This is a genomic window from Marinicella marina (assembly GCF_030065545.1).
GTDB classification, from domain to species: Bacteria; Pseudomonadota; Gammaproteobacteria; order Xanthomonadales; family Marinicellaceae; genus Marinicella; species Marinicella marina.
This window is the reverse complement of record NZ_JASJNC010000004.1, coordinates 19,594-38,438: the sequence shown is the minus strand read 5'-3', so window position 1 is coordinate 38,438 and position 18,845 is coordinate 19,594. Positions and strand designations below refer to the sequence as shown.

Here is an 18,845-nt window from a genome sequence, read left to right as displayed (position 1 = left end):
AGACTATCATGCAAGTAATTTTATTGAATAGGGTTCAAAACTTAGGTGACTTAGGTGAAATCGTTAACGTTAAAAACGGTTATGCCAGAAACTACCTGATTCCTCAAAAATTAGCTTCACGTGCAACTGAAGATAACATCAAAGCATTTGAAGCACAAAAAGCCGAGTTGGTTGCCAAAGCCAATGAGTCAAGAGCTGCTGCAGAAGCCAGAGCCGAGTCAATCAATGGCCTGAGCATCACCATCACTGCCAATGCCAGCCCAGAAGGTCATTTATATGGTTCTGTGGGTCCTCGTGAAATTTCTGAGAAATTAACCGAAAGTGGCTACCCAGTAGATGCATCTGAAGTGATTCAGTCTGAAGGTGCTTTCAAAGATGTGGGTGAATATGAAGTTAAATTGATTCTTCACGCTGATGTAGAAGCTGACTTTACACTGACGGTTGAAGCCGAAGAAGAAGAAGCTTAAATCTACTCAGAAATAAGACTTAAGAAAGCCGATTAATTGTTATAATCGGCTTTTTTTGTGCCATAATTAAATTCACTTTAAACAACAATGAATGACATCCGTCCCGTAAGAAACAGCAACGACCAGGTTGAAAACCTGAAAGTCCCACCACATGCTATTGAAGCTGAAAAAGCAGTTTTAGGTGGTTTGTTGATTGTGGCCAGTGCTTGGGACCGAGTAGCAAGTAAAATTGGTGAAGAAGATTTTTACCAAAAAAACCACCAACACATCTTTAAAGCCATCGCTTATATCAATGAAAACCAACAAGCTTGTGACGTGGTCACTGTCAGTGATTGGTTAGAGGCTCATGGATTAACCGATAAATCCGGTGGTCTAGACTATCTGGCTGATTTAGCAGCCAACACGCCAGGGGCATCTAATGTCGAGGCATACGCTAAAATAGTACGCGAAAAATCGGTACTGAGACAATTGATTCAAATTGGTAATGAGTTGGCAGAAAGCGCATTCAATCCTGAGGCGCAAACGGCTGATGAATTGATTGAAGAAGCAGAAAAATTGGTTTTTCAAATCCGCGAACAAACCCTTAAGTCACAATCTGGTTTCCATGACATCAAAGACGTGTTGAAGGAAACCATCCAAAACATCGAGCTGTTATCTGAAAATGAGGGTGACATCACCGGTTTGCCTTATGGTTGGACCGATTTAGATAAGAAAACGGCTGGGTTACAACGATCAGATTTGGTCATTGTGGCTGGAAGACCAGCCATGGGTAAAACATCATTTGCAATGAATATCGCCGAACGTGCTGCCATCACGGGTTCATCTGTCGCTATTTTCAGTATGGAGATGGCAGCCCATCAATTGGTTATGAGGATGTTTTCCTCACTGTCACAAATCAATCAAGGTGATTTAAAGCGTGGCAAGTTGAAAGACAATGACTGGCCAAAACTGGGGCAAACCACCCAGTTGTTAAACCAAGCCAAATTACATATCGATGATCAACCCGCCTTGAGCCCGAATGAAATCATGTCGCGCTGTCGCCGCTTGAAGAATCGTGAGGGCTTGGATTTAATCGTCATCGATTACCTGCAGTTGATGCAAGTCAAAGGTAAAACTGAAAACCGAGCCAATGAAATCTCAGAAATTTCAAGGAACCTCAAAGCCATGGCCAAAGAATTGGACGTGCCGGTCATCGCTTTATCACAGCTGAATCGCTCTTTGGAACAACGACCCAATAAAAGACCCGTGATGTCTGATTTAAGGGAATCAGGAGCCATTGAACAAGATGCAGATTTAATCATTTTCATCTACCGAGATGAGGTATATAACCCGGACTCCAACGACAAAGGCAAGGCTGAAATCATTCTGGGTAAACACCGTAATGGCTCAATTGGTACGGTTAATTTAACCTTTAGGGGGCAGTTCACTCGTTTTGATAATTATGAAAACGACATCATGTTGGATGAGAGTAATCCCGCGTTTCACTGATCATGTCAAAACAGCCTGAGCCTGATACAAGCACTTTCCGAGAACGCGGCACCCAAGCTGTTATCACCCCAAGTAACATCACCAAAAACCTCAACACACTGAAACAAAGCCACCCAGGAAAGACCATCGCTGTGATTAAGGCCAATGCTTATGGGCACGGTGTTGATCTGGCTGTTCCAGCACTGGCTGCAGCCGATGCCTTCGCGGTGGCTGCCATCACTGAGGCACAAAAATTACGCTCACTATCAACTGACAAAAGAATCATTTTATTGGAAGGTGTTTTTAATCAAGCAGAATTAATCATGGCACAGCAACAACAATTTGATGTTGTGGTTCACCAAGATTATCAACTTGATATACTCAAGGATGCCCACCCAAACACGTCATTGGATGTTTGGTTAAAAATAGATACGGGCATGAATCGGCTCGGTTTTGATATCACTGAACTGGATACAAAGCTCAGAGAGCTGCAAGCCATGCCTGTGGTTAAGCAAATCAGGTTGATGTCGCATTTTGCCTCATCTGATGATAAAAGTTGTACACAGACTCAACAGCAGTTGTCATTGAATCAACACCTTAAATCCAAAGGTTTTGAGTATTCATTCAGCAACACTGCTGCAGTTTTGAACCAGATCTCAGATCCACATGAGTGGGTCAGGGTGGGTTTGGGCTTGTTCGGTATTTCGCCATTACCTGCACCCCATTTTGCTGCATCTTTTAACTTAGCACCTGCCATGCATTTGTCTGCCAATGTGATTGCCACTAAACACATCCCTAAAGGCGCTCAAGTAGGGTACTGTGCCACCTATACCGCCCCTGAAGACATGCGAATTGCCATTGTAGGTATTGGTTATGCCGACGGTTACCCTTGGTCACATTTGAGCAGTTCAGTGTTGATTAAAAACCAGCTGGTTGCCGTCCTTGGGCGAGTATCAATGGACATGATTGCCATAGATGTCTCAAAATTTAATGAACCACTCACAGGTGAAGAGGTGACCATTTGGGGTGAAGGTTTGCCTGTTGAACAAGTGGCAAGTGATCTAGAAATGATTCCCTATGCCTTGGTTTGTGGGGTAACTCAAAGAGTTAAATATTATGTTAATCAATAAGATATCGAGTTATTTTAAACAACAAGTTAAATCAGATGAATGGCCTGCTTTATTGTGGTCATTTCTATATTTTGTATTTTTATTAACAGGTTATTTTATCTTGCGACCCATCAGGGAAGAGATGGGAGTCACTGCAGGCCCTGAGAATTACGGCTGGCTGTTTTTAACCACATTTATAGTGATGCTGCTGATACAACCTTTCTACGGCAAAGTTGTTTCCAGATACTCACGCAAACAATTCATTCCAATTGTATACGGCTTCTTCGGCTTGATGATCCTGTTGTTGTGGTCCTTGTTTCATTACGTGGGTAAGGAAAGTGTGCTGCTGGCACGGGTGTTTTTCGTCTTCGTGAGTGTATATAACTTGTTCATTGTCTCCATTTTTTGGAGTTTTATGGCAGATGTCTATAACAAAGAACAAGGCAAGCGGTTGTTTGGTGTGATTGCAGCTGGTGGCAGTACCGGCGGCATTTTAGGTGGCTTGATAACCAGCCAATTGGTTCATCACTTGGGGACGATTAACTTATTATTGGTGTCTTTTTCGTTTCTGATGTTGTGTATTTATGCGGTTTTTAGGGTCAGGCGCTTTGCCACTGATTCTACCATCAACCAAGAAGCACCTCTGGGCGGCAGCGCCATTGAGGGTATTAAACTCTTGATTGATTCAAGGTTTCTACAACAAATTGCCTTGATGACTGTGATTGCCGTAATCATAGGCTCTATCTTTTACTACTTACAAGGTGAATATGTCAGGCAGTTTTTTCCAGAGCGAGACCAAAGAACTTATGTGTTCGCCAACATCAACACCATCACCAACTTCATGACCTTGTTTTTCCAATTGATTTTGATTCCCTGGTTATTACAGCGCGTGGCCATTCATAAGATTTTGGGTATATTCCCATGCATGATGATATTGGCTTTGACCTTGTTTGGTCTGATGCCGATGTTATACGTGGTATTAGGAGCTATTATCTTTCAGCGCAGTGGTGCCTACGGCATCATGAAGCCACCCACAGATTGGTTATTTACTGGCTTGCCCGATAACATCAAATACAAGTTCAAAAACTTCCTAGATACAGTGGTCTACAGAGGTGGCGATGTATTCGCGCAACTGATATTGGTTAATTACGTATTCATTTCAGAAAGTTCATTGTTGCATTGGTTGGAGAATAAATTCAATTTCGATATCAATGATGTACTGGCTTTAACTGTATTTGGCGTCATACTTAGTGTGGTGTGGCTGTGGAATGCCGTAACCGTTGGTAAAATGGCTGTTAAAAAGTTTGCCGAGTATGAACGCATCAGTTAACCGTTTTCACACCCACTTAACTCATTAAATACTATTATTACTCCGCTATTTGTAGTATATATTTATAACAATCAGACAGTTAGCTAAGCGCAAGCTGACTGAAGGTTGTATTGAATCATGTGTTACATATTTTATGGGTGGGTTATGGATAGCGCCCACCATGTCTTTTTATAGCCAATCATTTTCCTGAGGGGGACAATGCAATTGGTATTATTTTAAATACTGGAGATGATGAATGAAATTTAAATCAATCAAAGGGTTGACTGGGTGTGTGTTGATGGCATTGGGCGTGCAAGCTCAAGCCAATGAAACAATCATGACCAACAACCAACTCAGTGCACCGGCCAAGGTGTTCTACAACGAGTCACAAATTCCCAGCATAACAGCTGCTACTGAGAAAGATGCTGCTTTTGTGATGGGTTATTTACACGCCAAAGACCGACTTTTTCAAATGGATTACACCCGCAAGATTGCGCAAGGCAAGTTGTCAGAATTGGTCGGTGTAGCTGGATTATCAAACGACATTCAGTTCAGAACAATTGGTTTTGAACGGGCAGCCAGGGTTTCTCTACCGGCTTTGTCAGCACAAAGCCAAGGCATGCTCAAAGCTTACGCTGATGGGGTCAATGCCTGGTTAGCGAATAATCCACTGCCGATTGAATACAGTGGCCTTGAAGTCACGGAGATTGATCCTTGGTTACCGATTCATTCAGTGGCCATTGCCAAAGTATTGGCTTTTCAACTCTCCAATGATTTGAATGAGATTGATGCATCCATCGCCATTGGCACTTTCCAACAAGTGGGTGCCGCAGCTGGCTTTGATGGTACGGCATTGTTTATGGAAGATTTATACCGTGCGGCACCACCTGATGATCGCGTCAGTGTACCGGGATTTTTGGCCTCAATTGGTGGTGCTGGACAACCGAACAAGTCTTTGAAAGAAGCCATAGGCGATTTCAGCCTCAATCTGACTGATGTTGAAATGAATTTATTAAAAAGCATCAAAAACAATTGGGACAGCTCAGCAGTCACCAAAGCATTGAAAAATGATGGTAACTCAGACAAGGGTTCTAATGTTTGGGTCATAGCAGGTGATAAATCAGTAGGTGGCAGTCCATTGATCGCCAATGACCCCCATTTGGCATTGGATTACCCATCCACCTTTTATCCTGCACACATGGCTGCAGATACTGGCTTGAACGTGGCGGGTGTGGGTTTCCCAGGTGCACCTGTGATGGCTCAGGGCTGTAATGAGGCCTTATGCTGGGGCAGTACCGTGAATCCAGTTGATGAGACTGATTTTTTCTTTGAATCGATTAAAGTCAATTCCTTTGGGGTGCCTTCACACACCGTTTACCAAGGTCAGGAAGAACCATTGATTTGGGTGTTCCAGACATACAACGCCAATGTCATAGGCGATGGCATCATGAACAACATTGAACGCCAGGAAGTGGGTTATACCTCAGGTGGTCTGACATTTCTGGTACCACGCAGAAATTTCGGCCCCATCTTAGATGTGGACACCGCCAATGCTCAGGCCGTGTCTATGCAATACACCATGTATGGCCCCACCAAAGAAATCGAAGCATTTTTTGATATGGCTCGTGCTCAAGACATCAATGAATTCAAAACCGCATTAACCAAATTCGATGTGGGCTCACAAAATTTTGGTGTGGTTGATACCGCTGGAAACATTGGTTATTTCACCGGTGCCGAGGTACCTTTACGAGAAGACTTACAAAACATGATGCAACCTGATGGCACGCCACCGATGTTCATCAGGGATGGCACCGGCACCTTCAAACATGATTGGTTACCAGTTGAGACGGCTGACATGAATCAGGCTACCAATGCAGCAGTGATTCCATTTGATGAGATGCCTTTCAGTGTTAATCCTGACAGTGGTTATGTGGCGAATGCCAACAATGATCCTATTGGTGTGTCTTTGGATAACAACGTGTTCAATCAGGTCAGACCAGGTGGCGGCTTGTACTACATCGCCCAAGGTGGTTTCTCTGCTTATCGCCAAGGCCGCATTGATCGCTTGATTCAAAGCAATCTTGATGCGGGTAATGACTTCACTGTGATGGACATGAAAGTCTATCAATCCAATCACCAGTTATTAGATGCTGAATTAATCATGCCGCATGTGATGAATGCTGTGGCCCGTGCTTCAGCTGATGGTGCTTGGCCTGGTATCCAACAATTTTTAGGTGACCCAAGGGTGGTTGAAGCTGCTGGCTATTTTGCCGAGTGGGACTTCAGTACACCAACTGGCTTGGCTGAAGGTTATGACCCATTTGAGAATCCTTTTGCCTTATCACCACCCACTGATAAAGAAATCAGTAGTTCGGTTGCTGCCAGTATTTATTCGGTGTGGCGTTCGAAAACCATCAACAACACCATTGATGTGACTTTGGCAGGTATTGATGCAGCCATTGGCCAAAACGTCATGACGGCCAACCGTCCAGGTAGCCGCTTTTCTTTGAATGCTTTGCAGCACATGTTGGACACTTTTGATAGCAATCAAGGCATTGGTGCATCAGGCATCAACTTTTTCACCAACCCTGAAGCACCCACCCGTGAGGATGCGCGTGATTTTGTGATTTTAGCTTCTTTGAAACAAGCCTTAGATGCTATGGCAGGTGATGATTTTGCGCAAGCCTTTGGTAATTCGTCTGATTTGGATGATTACCGCTGGGGTAAACTTCACCGCATCACATTCGCACACCCTCTGGGTGATTCACTGTCAGTCCCAAATGGTCAATTTGGATTCTCCACGGTTGATGGCCTACCTGGTGTTGCCAGATCAGGTGGTTATCAAGTTCTGGATGCCTCATCGCACAGCACCCGAGCTGACAGCAGCAACGAGTTCATGTTCTCATCAGGCCCAGCCAGACGCTTTGTGGCTGAAGTCACCAGTCGTGGCATCGTTGCTGAACAGGTGATTCCAGGTGGCCAGAGCGGTGTGGTTACCTCTGGGGCCAACTACGTCAATCAATTGTTTGCTTGGTTGGTCAACGGCTACTTACCGTTGATCACTGATTTGGATACCATTGTGGCGATTGCCAATGAGGTTTATGACTTCGAACCTTAATTGTTAAATAAAACAATAAACTTAAAAGCCTCTGGGGAAACCCAGGGGCTTTTTTCTTATGAAGGACATAAAAGAATCAACTTTCGGCTCAATGTCTTTGGGTGATTTTTTTGAATTTTTTGATGGTCGCTCTCAGCGGCGTTCGGGGTATCTTGGGCGCATGCGCAATCATGTGATCGAAATCCTCATGCGCCATCTTAATTTGTCCACCGTGTGCCAGTAACACCAGTTCGGGTTTCATTTGTTTGATTCGCTGCAGGGAGGCACGGTATTTATTCGGGTGAAAAACAGGGAAGGGTACAATGAACTTGGTGCGTAACTTAATGATCAAATCAGCCACATAAACCATGTTTTTGTCTTTGTGCAAAATACTCAAATCACGGTCCGTATGACCTGGCGTTTCCAGCACCTGCCACTCATCAAAGCCTGGCACATCATCACCATCCTTGAGTTTGATATCTGGTTTGAGTTTGCGTGAATAAAGCACATTGCGCGTGCCTTTTTTCAATCGACGCCCCACATAAATGGATAAAACCACATCAATCCAGTGCATCAATATGCCATTGAAGCCGCGGTACCAGTGGTTGTTCTTATCTGCTGAAACCACTTGGCAACCGGTTAAGCGACGGAATAAATGAGCGCCACCGGCATGATCAGGGTGCATGTGTGTGACCAAAACCGCTTTCAGATCATTGAATGGGCGTTTCAGCACGGTTTCAATGAACGCCTTGACTACCTTCACATCACTGCGACAACACCCATCTAAGAGCATCAAGCCGTGCGGGTATTCAACCAAATAAATACACTGGATGTACCCTTTCAACTGATGAATGATCATTGGTTGTGTGTTTTGATATATTCGCCGGCTTGTTTTAAAGCCATTCTTGCTTGTGCAAACAAGCTGGGGTTGAAATGAAACACATGCCACAATTCAGGATAAGTCATCAGTTGGACCTTGACGCCGGCTTGCATGGCGCGTTGTTTAAGCATTAGGCTGTCATCCAATAACACCTCATCAGTACCAACATGAATCAACAGCGGTGGAATATCAGCCATATCCTTATCAGACAAACAAGCCTCATCCAATAATTCAGCCGATTTTTGCAAATAATTCTCAGCCAATTGTTCACTCCATTTTACGTTTATCACCGGATCAAGATCATATTGGGTCACATAACTGGCGGTTTTCTTTTTCTTATTGATCAAAGGCGAAATCAAAAACAAACAAGCAGGCTGAGGCACACCAAAAGCCTTTAACCTGATACTCAGGCTCAATGCCAGCCCACCACCGGCTGAATCTCCCGCCACGGCTATTCGAGCGGGGTCATAGCCTTGGGCCAATAACTCTTGATAGGCAGCCATTGCATCATCTAAGGCCGCAGGGTAGGGGTGTTCTGGCGCCAAACGATAAGAAAAAGACACCACAGACTGCTTTGCTGACTTCGCCAGGTAGGCACATAAATCCCGGTGTGAGCGTGGTGATCCAATGCTATAGCCACCACCATGAAAATACAGGGTAATTGATTCAGATCGTCGTTTTTCATAATCAAACCACCAAGCCGTTCTATCAACCAACGTGGTTTTTTCAATCTTGATTGACTTCGGTAACCGACTTAAGCGGCCTAAAGTATCCAAACCCAGCCTTTGTAACCAAATCGGACAGCGCGGATTCAGCAGCAGTTTTGAATTGAATTTAACCAGCTTGCGCATGGTTTGTTGAGATAAATTGATCATTTGATTGATGTTATGGGGTTGAAATCATTTTAAACAATTGGCTCACTGACTTCACCCTTGAATAAAAATTGTTAATAAAATCATGACAATCAATCAATAACGCTTTAAAACAGGTATTGAACTTTCATTAACAACTGGTATCATTATGGTATATGTTTAAATTCATCAGACAAATTAAACAAGTCAACAGTTTGGTTATCTTGCTGTTTTTGGTGATGGTTTCAGGGCAGTCCTTGGCAGAAATAAATGCCTGTGCCATGCCACCTTCGACCATTGAAAATCATGCGAATCATGACATGAAAACTGGTGAATCAAACAACAAACATGAAATGACTCATACAGATATGTCTCATACAGATATGTCTCATACAGATATGTCTCATACAGATATGTCTCATACAGATATGTCTCATACAGATATGTCTCATACAGATTTGTCATCTGTTCATGCAGGTAGCAGTAGTTGTTGTGATGGTGATTGTCAGTGTAACCAAAACACATGTACTTCGTCCGTGACGATGTTATTCTCAAGCAATGTATTCAGAATTTACCATAAAGCCAAAGCACCACGCTACGAAATTAATTTATCAATCAGCTCGCAGGCCTCTTCAGCACTGTTTCGTCCTCCTATTATCTGCTGACACAGTATCAGTGCGCCCAAAATTTGGGTAGCAACTACCCATGTATTGGCAGAGGATTCAAAACCTCTTTCCGTAATTAATATGGTCCGCCTCAAGCGCGACCAATAACAGTCCCACTGAAAAAGCGCCAGGGGGATGACCCACGCGAGGTTGATATGATTAACATAATTAATATTGGGCACAAAACACTAATAATCACAATTGTGCTGTTTAAGCTGACATCAGCTGCGGGCGAAAAGTTGCCTGAAAAACTATCCATTGACCGTGCCATTAATTTGGCTCAATTGAATGATCCCTGGTTAGAAGCAAGTCAATTCAATCAGCATAAATTAGCAGCAACAGCCGTTGCTGCAGGGCAACTCGATGACCCTAAAGTCTCACTGGGTGTGGCCAACATCGGTGCTGATCGCTTTGACTTTAATCAAGAGCCTATGACGCAGTTAAAAGTTGGTCTAACCCAGATGTTTCCTAGGGGTAATACGCGCAGCATCAAAACCGAGCGATTCAACTTAATGGCTCATGAGCAGCCCATACTCAGGGAAAACAGGTTGGCCTTACTTAAAAAACAGGTCAGTATTTACTGGCTTGATGCTTATCAAGCACAGGTTAGTATCTCCCTGATTGAGCAAGACCGCCCTTTGTTTGAACAACTGATAGAATTGGTTACAGCCAGTTACTCATCCGGCTTTGGACAATCCAGACAACAAGATTTAATCAGGGCTGAACTTGAACTGACACGCCTTGATGATCGTTTGAATGTACTTAATCAAGGGTATGAAGAGGGTTTAGAACGACTCAAAGGCCTGATCAATCATTCACAGGGCACAGTGATTGATGTTACTGATCAGGTTTACTACAGTTTGGGCAGTGAGCTCCCTGCTGTCAGGGAACATGATGTGTTGCCTATTGGCAAGGATGAACTATTGAATGCGTTATCCAAACACCCAGCAGTGAAGGCCATGGATGTTCAAATCCAAGCAGAATACAAAGGTGTTGAATTGGCCAAGCAAAAATACAAACCCGCTTGGGGGCTGAATGCCAGTTATGGCTATCGTGATGATACAGCAAACAACATCAATCGTGCGGATCTCTTTTCAATTGGCCTCACTTTTGAATTACCGATTTTCACCAAGAACAGACAGGACCAAGGACTCAAAGCGGCACTCAATTCAGTTGACAGCAAAGAGTCGCAAAAAACACTGCTTTTGAGGGAATTGCTTGCGGCTTTTGATGCCACCAGAGCCCAACTATTCAGGCTGAACGAACGCAGCGAGCTTTATGAAAAAACTTTACTGCCACAAATGAAGGAACAAGCAGAGGCATCTTTGAATGCATATACCCATGATGATGGTGACTTTGCAGAAGTGATCAGAGCCAGAATAGCACAACTTAATGCTCAGATAGAGGCACTGAGCATCAAGGTGAACGTGGCCAAAGCACATACTGAGATTAACTACCTGCTATCAGGAAGAGACAATTCACACCCCCAAGCCATAAGCAGTGGAGAGCAGAGATGAAGACTAAAAATATACAAGCACAAAATAACTTGATACTTGGGTTGCTGCTGGGATTGATCTTGGGTGGTTTGTTAACCTACTTTATTTATGCCACTGAGAATGAAGCAAAGGGTGCGGAGAAAAACTCTGAACAAAAAGAACCTTTGTATTGGGTGGCACCAATGGATCCCAATTATCGCAGAGACCAGCCAGGCCAATCCCCTATGGGTATGGACCTTATTCCGTATTATGGTGATGAAGGCAATGACAGCCCCGGTACCATAAACATATCGCCTGATGTGGTTAATAATCTGGGAGTCAGGACAGAAGAAGTCACCTCACGAAAAGGCAGTTCAGTCATTAATGGTGTTGGTGTTGTTCAATACAATGAGGAGCAATTGTTTCATATTCACCCAAGGGTGGAAGGATGGATTGAGAAACTGCACATCAAATCATCAGGCGTAGAAGTGTCAAAGAAACAACCGCTTTATGACATGTATTCTCCGCAGCTGGTTAATGCTCAGGAAGAATTAATTCTCGCCCTCAAACGCAATGACAGTCAATTCATCAAAGCATCTGAAGAACGGCTCAAATCATTACAGTTCTCAAATGAGCAAATCGCTGCTGTTAAAAAATCCAAAAAAGCACTTCAACAAGTCACTTTTTACTCGCCCAATCATGGCGTGGTTGAAAACCTAAAAATCAGAGAAGGGTTTTATGTCAAACCTGGAGATACGTTGATGTCTATTGGGGCGCTTGATGAAGTTTGGGTTGAAGTTGATATTTTAGAAAAACAAGCATCGCTGATCAGTCTCAATCAGGCAGTTAAGATGAAACTTGATTATGCACCGGGCAAAACTTGGGATGGTTTTGTTGATTTCATTCACCCCACACTTGATGCCATGACCAGGACATTGAAAGTCAGGCTTCGTTTTCAGAATTCGGATAAAGCATTGAAGCCCAATATGTACGCATCGATCACAATTGATGCTGTAGCAGAAAACAGCACACTGGTGGTACCTGCTGAAGCGGTGATCAGAACCGGCAACTCAAATAGAGTGGTCTTGGTCTTGGGAAATGGCATGTTCAAATCGGTCGATGTCGCTTTAGGCTATCTTTATGATGATTACATTGAAGTTCTAGATGGCCTTGTGTTGGGTGATGTGGTGGTTACATCTGCTCAGTTTTTATTGGATTCAGAGTCGAGCAAAACATCAGATTTAAAAAGAATGGATCATTCTCAGATGGATCATTCTCAGATGGATCATTCTCAAATGGATCATTCTCAGATGGATCATTCTCAGATGGATCATTTTCAGATGGATCATTCGAAGGGTAAAAATGATGAAGAAGATGAGGAGGGTCAGCGATGATTGGCGGCGTCATCAGGTGGTCTATTCATAATAGACTCTGGGTGCTTATCGCTACATTTGTCCTGGTTACATGGGGGCTTTATGCTGTTAAGCATACGCCAGTGGACGCCATTCCTGACTTATCAGATGTCCAAGTAATCATCAAAACCAGTTACTCGGGCCAGGCACCTCAAGTGGTACAAGACCAAGTCACCTATCCCTTGACCACAGCCATGCTCTCGGTGCCCGGGGCATTGACCGTCAGGGGCTATTCATTCTTTGGTGACTCATTTGTCTACGTGATTTTTGATGAGGATACCGACCTATATTGGGCCCGCACTCGTGTTTTAGAATATTTAAGTCAAGTTGCACCCTCTTTACCTGAAAATGCGAGGCCACAATTAGGACCTGATGCCACCGGAGTGGGTTGGGTTTATATCTATTCGTTGATAGACCGAAACGGTAGGCATGATTTAAGCCAGTTGCGAAGTATTCAAGACTGGTTTTTGAAGTATGAGCTACAAACTGTGCCTGGGGTATCAGAGGTGGCAGCCATCGGTGGTATGGTCAAACAATACCAGGTCAAAGTTGATCCACAGAAGCTTCAAGCCTTTGATATCCCGCTCTCACATGTATTGATGTCAATCAAACGCAGTAACCAAGAAGTGGGTGCGTCAGTGGTTGAGATGGCAGAGGCGGAGTATATGGTGAGGGCCACAGGATACATCAAAAGCATTGATGATTTGGAATTGGTTCCTTTGGGTGCCAGCAACAATGGCACGCCTTTGCTGCTCAAAGATGTGGCTCAAATTGATGTGGGGCCACAAATGCGACGAGGCATCGCTGAACTCAATGGTGAAGGCGAAACTGTTGGCGGTATTATTACCATGCGCTTTGGTGAAAATGCGCAAGAAACAATCAATGGTGTCAAACAACGGTTGGAGGAGCTGAAGAAGGGGTTGCCAGAGGGCGTCGAGATTGTCACTGTTTACGACAGGAGTGCATTGATTGAGCGGGCTGTTGAAAACTTGTGGTACAAGCTGCTGCAAGAATTTGCCGTGGTTGGACTGATTTGTATCATTTTCCTCTTTCATGTGCGCTCATCACTGGTTGCTATCATCTCACTGCCAGTGGGTATTCTGACCGCATTCGTCATCATGCACATGCAAGGTTTAAATGCCAACATCATGTCCCTTGGTGGTATCGCCATTGCCATTGGGGCGATGATAGACGGTGCCATTGTGATGATTGAAAACATGCACAAGCACATGGAAAAAACTGAACTCACAGCAGATAACAGGTGGCAATTAGTGATCAAGTCCGCATCAGAGGTGGGGCCAGCCTTATTCTTTAGCCTATTGATCATCACAGTGAGCTTTATTCCCGTATTCACATTAGAGGCGCAAGAAGGACGGATGTTCACACCACTGGCATTCACCAAAACTTATGCCATGGCAGCATCGGCTGCATTGGCCATTACCTTGGTGCCGGTATTGATGGGCTATTTTATCAGGGGAAAGGTAGTTGCTGAGCAGAAAAACCCAGTTAACAGGTTGCTAACAGGACTTTATATGCCAATGCTTAAAGTGGCATTGAAGTTTCCCAGAATCACATTGCTTATGGCATTGGGTATACTCATTATCGGTTTTTGGCCTGTCAATAAAATAGGCAGTGAATTCATGCCACCGCTTGATGAAGGTGATTTGATGTATATGCCAACCACATACCCAGGTATCTCCATTGGTAAAGCCCGTCAACTGCTACAGCAAACCGACAAACTAATCAAAACGGTACCTGAGGTGGCAACTGTTTTTGGTAAGGTGGGTAGGGCTGAAACTGCAACTGATCCTGCGCCATTAACCATGATTGAAACATTCATCCAACTCAAGCCGAAGGACCAATGGCGTGAAGGGGTTGATACTGAATCATTAAAAAAAGAACTTAATGCATTGGTTAAGATTCCAGGGTTAACCAATGCTTGGGTCATGCCCATCAAAACACGCATTGACATGCTGGCAACAGGCATAAAAACGCCTGTGGGCATCAAAATATCAGGTCCTTCTTTGAACGAAATAGAATCAATTGGTAAACAACTTGAGGATATCCTTGATGATGTTGAAGGCACGGCTTCTGTTTATTCAGAACGGGTTGCTGGTGGTCGGTACATAAAAGTAGATATCAATCGCAAGAAAGCTGCCAGGTACAACCTGACGGTCAGCGACATCCAACAAGTGGTTTCATCTGCCATCGGTGGCATGAATATCGGCATGAGTGTAGAAGGTCAAGAGCGCTATCCAATCAATGTCAGATACCCCCAAGAAGACCGTAACTCACCTGAAAAAATAGCACTGTTACCCATCTTTACCCCCAGCAAGCAAACCATTGCACTGGGTGATGTTGCTGATGTGTTTATCGAAGATGGCCCGCCTGGCATCAAAAGTGAAAACGCCAGGCTCACTGGCTGGTCCTTGATTGATATCGAAGGAATTGATATTGGGACTTATGTACAAAAGGCCCAAGAAATAGTCAGTGAGCAGCTGGTTTTGCCTGCTGGTTATTCGGTCACATGGTCTGGACAGTATGAATACATGCTCCGAGCCAAAGCTAAATTGACCTACGTCATTCCGTTAACTCTAGGCATCATCATTTTGTTGTTGTACATGAATTTCAGGAATTTTGCTGAAGTGGCTATCATCATGGGCACCTTACCTTTTGCCTTGGTGGGTAGCATTTGGTTGATTTATCTGGAAGGCTTTAATTTCTCAACAGCGGTCGGTGTGGGTTTCATTGCCCTGGCTGGCGTTGCCGTTGAAATCGGCGTGATTATGTTGGTTTATTTAAACCAGTCCTACCAAAATCTAACAACCAGTCTATTCAATGAAAATAAAAAGCTTGATCGATCAAACCTTGTTCAAGCAATCACTGAAGGGGCTGGATTGAGGGTGAGACCAGTGATGATGACATCATTGTCAATCATCATTGGGCTGCTTCCGGTTCTTTATGGTACCGGCACCGGCTCTGAGGTGATGAGTCGAATTGCAGCTCCAATGGTTGGTGGTATGGTCAGCGCGCTCATTTTGACGTTGCTGGTATTGCCAGTCGTTTACTACCTTTGGCGTTCAAAAAGCATCAATTAGATTAACCAGAAAAACCAAAAATAATTAGGAGAATTTCTGATGAAAAAAAAAGCAACGCTCTATCGGATGGAAACATCTGATCACATTTGTCCATTTGGACTCAAAGCCAAACATTTATTGAAAAAGCATGGCTATGAGCTGGACGATCAAATCCTTGAATCAAGGGAACAAACAGATGCATTCAAAGAACAGCATGATGTGAAAACCACTCCTCAGGTGTTCATTGAGGGTAAGCGAATTGGTGGCTATGATGACTTGGTAGCCTATTTAGGTCTTCAACAACAAGACAAAGATGAAACCACCTACAAACCAATCATTGCTATTTTCAGTGTGACGTTTTTGATGTCATTGGCATTATCCATTAACTTTTATGACTCAATCAATTATGCATCAGTTTTGATGTGGTTTATTGGCATCAGCATGTGCGTTTTGGCCGTGCAGAAATTAAGGGACTTGGAAGCTTTTACCAATCAGTTCATTACCTATGATTTACTGGCCATGAAATACATCCCATATGCCAAGGTCTATGCGTTCGCTGAAGCCTATGCGGGAGTAGGCATGCTGTCTGGATTAAACCCAATGTTTTACGCGCCTGTGTCCTTGTTTATTGGTACAGTGGGAGCAATTTCAGTATGCAAAGCCGTTTATGTGGATAAAAGGGACCTCAAATGTGCCTGTGTTGGTGGCGACAGCAATGTGCCATTGGGTTTTGTATCGCTGACTGAGAACTTGATGATGATTTTTGCAGCAAGTTACATGCTTATTAAGTTTTTATAGGAAAGAATGATACAACACGAAAAGTACTTGATGATTAAAACACCCACATCCAATCAAATATATGTTGTTGATATGTGTGAAAACCACATCATTCAAGACTTTTCTAAAAAAGGCAAAAGCTGACTGCCCTTAACTAAGTGTTGTTTAATCAGACATATTCTGATGGCATTCGAAATGACGATCTTGGCACAACTGAATGCCTCATCCGGTGGTATGTGAACCTCAAAAGAATGATTAAGCCTTTCAGAGTGGCAAATGTATTTGCATGGTATCCAAACCACTTGATCTGTTCCACACAGTTTAAATAAGTAATCATCCAAACACTCACCCAGCCATTGGTCTTTGTTCAAAACGACTGATGAACACAACCGATCAATTGAACTGTTATATTCAAGTGAATTATTGATGACATGATGTGGCTGGTTCATATAATTATTTAACAGGAGTTATCATCTGGCCCAGCTTAGGCGCCAAGCCAGATGTAAAGTTGTTTTACTGTAGCAACACTGATAAATAAACATTGCCAGATTGTTTAACTTCAATCAATTGATTCAATGGATCAAAATCTAACGGCAATTTGTCCGGTTCAACAGGATCACGAAATTCAAGTTCAACCTCATCATCATTAACATTGAAAGATGCCACTGTTGCTCCACCAACAACCAGTTGGTAAGTTCCAAAATTAAGGTCCTCAACTTCTACTTTAAAATCTTTACGGTCACTACGCACTTCATATTCAACCGAACCACTGGCATCTGAATCAAGACCTGAATTGTTAAAATCTAACTCAATCTCAACTAACTGAGTGTTGTTATCATCATCGCAATCATCGTTTCCTGAACCATCAGCGCAATCATCATTGTCATTACAGTCATCTCCTGAACCATTTTCACAGTCATTATCATCATCACCATTGCCTGGTGTTGATGGAAAATTAAGTGTAAAGAAAACAGTAGATCCTTGGGTGACTGATAATGATTGGCCCAACGGGTTAAAATCAAGCAACTCTTTACCAGCTTCAACTGGGTTACGGTATTCCAACTCACCTTCAATTCCTGCAGCTGTTTGAGTCACTTCTATAACACCTTCAACAGATCCGTTGACATTAAAATCATAAAAACCAACAGGAACATCTTCAAGCTCAATTTGAAAATCAACACGGTCTGACCGCTGTTCAAGTTTGGTTTTTGCTTTTCCTAAAGGTGTAATACCAGCGTTAAGCATATAAACTACTGATTCGCTGTTGCCAAATGGTGGCGCATTTTCACTGGTGTTACCTCCATTGTTGCTGCCACCATTTGAACCATCGGTAGTTAAATAAACCACATTGTTTTGAACAATATCGACGACCTTGCCTTGTGGGTCAAAATCTAAGGGCAGTTTACCTGGCTCAACTGGATCTCTGAATTCAATCTCACCTTCTGTGCTTCCATCGTTTTGGGACACGACAGTTATTAGACCTTGTTTTATATCACCCACATACAATTCATACACACCTACTGGCAAATCTTCAATCTCAACTGAGTAATCTATGCGATCGGTTCTTTGCTCATATTTAGTTTTACCATTGGCATCTGAATCGACACCGGTTGAAGTGAGTGGTGTAATTATTTCTGTTTCCTCTAAGGTGTCACCCAACTCATCAAATAAACCACCCGTACAATTCAAATTATTGATTGCTGTGGTTCTGATTATTTGCATTGAGCCTGAACCGAAGCCAGGTAACTGTGGTTCCCAATTGACAGTTCCATTGTTACAGCTGGTAAAATTGAATTTCACATCTCCCCAGTAGGTATTTGTCATGTTAGAAGGATCATGCGCATCACCAAATTGACCACCTTGTGGTAATAACATTTCAAAATTGATACTTTGGCCTTGGATTTCGCCAACGCCTATCAACCAATATTGATTGCCGCTGGTATCAAATGTAAACCATGTAGTTAATGCTTTCTTTTGGTTGTTGCTTCTGATGATCTCTAACAGAAATCCTTGGCCATTCTTACTTGGGTCATGCCACCCACCAGTAAAACTTTTGGTAATTATCGGCTCACTGGCATGCGCCAAACTCGCAAATATTGCAATGTATATACATATTAATGTTTTAAGTACTTTATTCATTTTTACCTCATTTGTGTTGTACAGAATCAATTTTTTTAAAACCTCTTTATGCATTTTATATGTCAATATTAGGGTATAAATCAAGATTTATTTAATTTATTTGCAATATATATTGCAATT

Annotated in this window: 14 protein-coding genes; 10 read left to right on the top strand and 4 right to left on the bottom strand. The window is 43.1% G+C overall.

Translation table 11 applies throughout. The annotated features are described in order from the left end of the window. The first annotated feature begins 8 nt into the window (after positions 1 to 8). From rplI to QNI24_RS07235, 5 genes are all read left to right on the top strand, one after another. Entirely contained in the window at positions 9 to 467 is a 459-nt protein-coding gene (gene rplI, locus QNI24_RS07255) for a 50S ribosomal protein L9 (protein WP_267175891.1), read from the top strand. Between the two features lie 87 nt (positions 468 to 554). Next, positions 555 to 1,955: a replicative DNA helicase gene (gene dnaB, locus QNI24_RS07250; RefSeq protein WP_267175890.1), complete on the top strand. Its 1,401-nt coding sequence runs from the start codon at positions 555 to 557 to the stop codon at positions 1,953 to 1,955. A gap of 2 nt (positions 1,956 to 1,957) precedes the next feature. After that, complete coding sequence (gene alr / locus QNI24_RS07245; protein WP_267175889.1) at positions 1,958 to 3,064, top strand: alanine racemase; 1,107 nt, start codon at positions 1,958 to 1,960, stop codon at positions 3,062 to 3,064. Continuing rightward, positions 3,051 to 4,373 (top strand): NTP/NDP exchange transporter, encoded by a 1,323-nt coding sequence (locus QNI24_RS07240; RefSeq protein WP_267175888.1) that lies wholly within the window; start codon positions 3,051 to 3,053, stop codon positions 4,371 to 4,373. The genes alr and QNI24_RS07240 overlap by 14 nt, the downstream gene beginning before the upstream one ends. Positions 4,374 to 4,608: 235 nt before the next feature. Next, positions 4,609 to 7,470 carry a penicillin acylase family protein gene (locus QNI24_RS07235; RefSeq protein ID WP_267175887.1) on the top strand — a complete coding sequence of 954 codons (2,862 nt, stop codon included), beginning with the start codon at positions 4,609 to 4,611 and terminating at the stop codon, positions 7,468 to 7,470. Between the two features lie 88 nt (positions 7,471 to 7,558). Here QNI24_RS07235 and QNI24_RS07230 read toward each other — a convergent pair whose 3' ends face one another. Continuing rightward, entirely contained in the window at positions 7,559 to 8,308 is a 750-nt protein-coding gene (locus QNI24_RS07230; RefSeq protein WP_283708594.1) for an MBL fold metallo-hydrolase, read from the bottom strand. After that, the gene (locus QNI24_RS07225) at positions 8,305 to 9,204 is read right to left on the bottom strand and encodes an alpha/beta hydrolase (protein ID WP_283708593.1); all 900 of its coding nucleotides are present in this window, start codon (positions 9,202 to 9,204) and stop codon (positions 8,305 to 8,307) included. The genes QNI24_RS07230 and QNI24_RS07225 overlap by 4 nt, the downstream gene beginning before the upstream one ends. A 152-nt stretch (positions 9,205 to 9,356) precedes the next feature. On the opposite strand from QNI24_RS07225, the gene QNI24_RS07220 reads away from it, so the two are divergent. The 5 genes from QNI24_RS07220 (at position 9,357) to QNI24_RS07200 (ending at position 16,607) form a co-directional block, all read left to right on the top strand. Beyond that, entirely contained in the window at positions 9,357 to 9,845 is a 489-nt protein-coding gene (locus tag QNI24_RS07220; RefSeq protein WP_267175884.1) for a pentapeptide repeat-containing protein, read from the top strand. Between the two features lie 203 nt (positions 9,846 to 10,048). Beyond that, positions 10,049 to 11,362, top strand: coding sequence for a TolC family protein (locus QNI24_RS07215; protein WP_283708592.1), 1,314 nt, complete (start codon positions 10,049 to 10,051; stop codon positions 11,360 to 11,362). Further along, positions 11,359 to 12,714 (top strand): efflux RND transporter periplasmic adaptor subunit, encoded by a 1,356-nt coding sequence (locus tag QNI24_RS07210; RefSeq protein WP_283708591.1) that lies wholly within the window; start codon positions 11,359 to 11,361, stop codon positions 12,712 to 12,714. The genes QNI24_RS07215 and QNI24_RS07210 overlap by 4 nt, the downstream gene beginning before the upstream one ends. Further along, the gene (locus QNI24_RS07205; RefSeq protein WP_267175882.1) at positions 12,711 to 15,830 is read left to right on the top strand and encodes an efflux RND transporter permease subunit; all 3,120 of its coding nucleotides are present in this window, start codon (positions 12,711 to 12,713) and stop codon (positions 15,828 to 15,830) included. The genes QNI24_RS07210 and QNI24_RS07205 overlap by 4 nt, the downstream gene beginning before the upstream one ends. Before the next feature lie 39 nt (positions 15,831 to 15,869). Continuing rightward, entirely contained in the window at positions 15,870 to 16,607 is a 738-nt protein-coding gene (locus tag QNI24_RS07200) for a MauE/DoxX family redox-associated membrane protein (protein WP_267175881.1), read from the top strand. Positions 16,608 to 16,699: 92 nt separating this feature from the next. Here QNI24_RS07200 and QNI24_RS07195 read toward each other — a convergent pair whose 3' ends face one another. Then, positions 16,700 to 17,035, bottom strand: coding sequence for a hypothetical protein (locus QNI24_RS07195; protein WP_267175880.1), 336 nt, complete (start codon positions 17,033 to 17,035; stop codon positions 16,700 to 16,702). A gap of 64 nt (positions 17,036 to 17,099) precedes the next feature. After that, positions 17,100 to 18,725: a hypothetical protein gene (locus tag QNI24_RS07190; protein WP_267175879.1), complete on the bottom strand. Its 1,626-nt coding sequence runs from the start codon at positions 18,723 to 18,725 to the stop codon at positions 17,100 to 17,102. Positions 18,726 to 18,845: the final 120 nt, after the last annotated feature.

Coding starts and splice junctions, on each gene's coding strand:
- QNI24_RS07235 (WP_267175887.1), top strand. CDS start 4,609: ATGAAATTTAAATCAATCAAAGGGTTGACTGGGTGTGTGTTGATGGCA.
- QNI24_RS07195 (WP_267175880.1), bottom strand. CDS start 17,035: ATGAACCAGCCACATCATGTCATCAATAATTCACTTGAATATAACAGT.
- alr (WP_267175889.1), top strand. CDS start 1,958: ATGTCAAAACAGCCTGAGCCTGATACAAGCACTTTCCGAGAACGCGGC.
- QNI24_RS07225 (WP_283708593.1), bottom strand. CDS start 9,204: ATGATCAATTTATCTCAACAAACCATGCGCAAGCTGGTTAAATTCAAT.
- QNI24_RS07205 (WP_267175882.1), top strand. CDS start 12,711: ATGATTGGCGGCGTCATCAGGTGGTCTATTCATAATAGACTCTGGGTG.
- QNI24_RS07230 (WP_283708594.1), bottom strand. CDS start 8,308: ATGATCATTCATCAGTTGAAAGGGTACATCCAGTGTATTTATTTGGTT.
- QNI24_RS07190 (WP_267175879.1), bottom strand. CDS start 18,725: ATGAATAAAGTACTTAAAACATTAATATGTATATACATTGCAATATTT.
- QNI24_RS07240 (WP_267175888.1), top strand. CDS start 3,051: ATGTTAATCAATAAGATATCGAGTTATTTTAAACAACAAGTTAAATCA.
- dnaB (WP_267175890.1), top strand. CDS start 555: ATGAATGACATCCGTCCCGTAAGAAACAGCAACGACCAGGTTGAAAAC.
- QNI24_RS07200 (WP_267175881.1), top strand. CDS start 15,870: ATGAAAAAAAAAGCAACGCTCTATCGGATGGAAACATCTGATCACATT.
- rplI (WP_267175891.1), top strand. CDS start 9: ATGCAAGTAATTTTATTGAATAGGGTTCAAAACTTAGGTGACTTAGGT.
- QNI24_RS07210 (WP_283708591.1), top strand. CDS start 11,359: ATGAAGACTAAAAATATACAAGCACAAAATAACTTGATACTTGGGTTG.
- QNI24_RS07220 (WP_267175884.1), top strand. CDS start 9,357: ATGTTTAAATTCATCAGACAAATTAAACAAGTCAACAGTTTGGTTATC.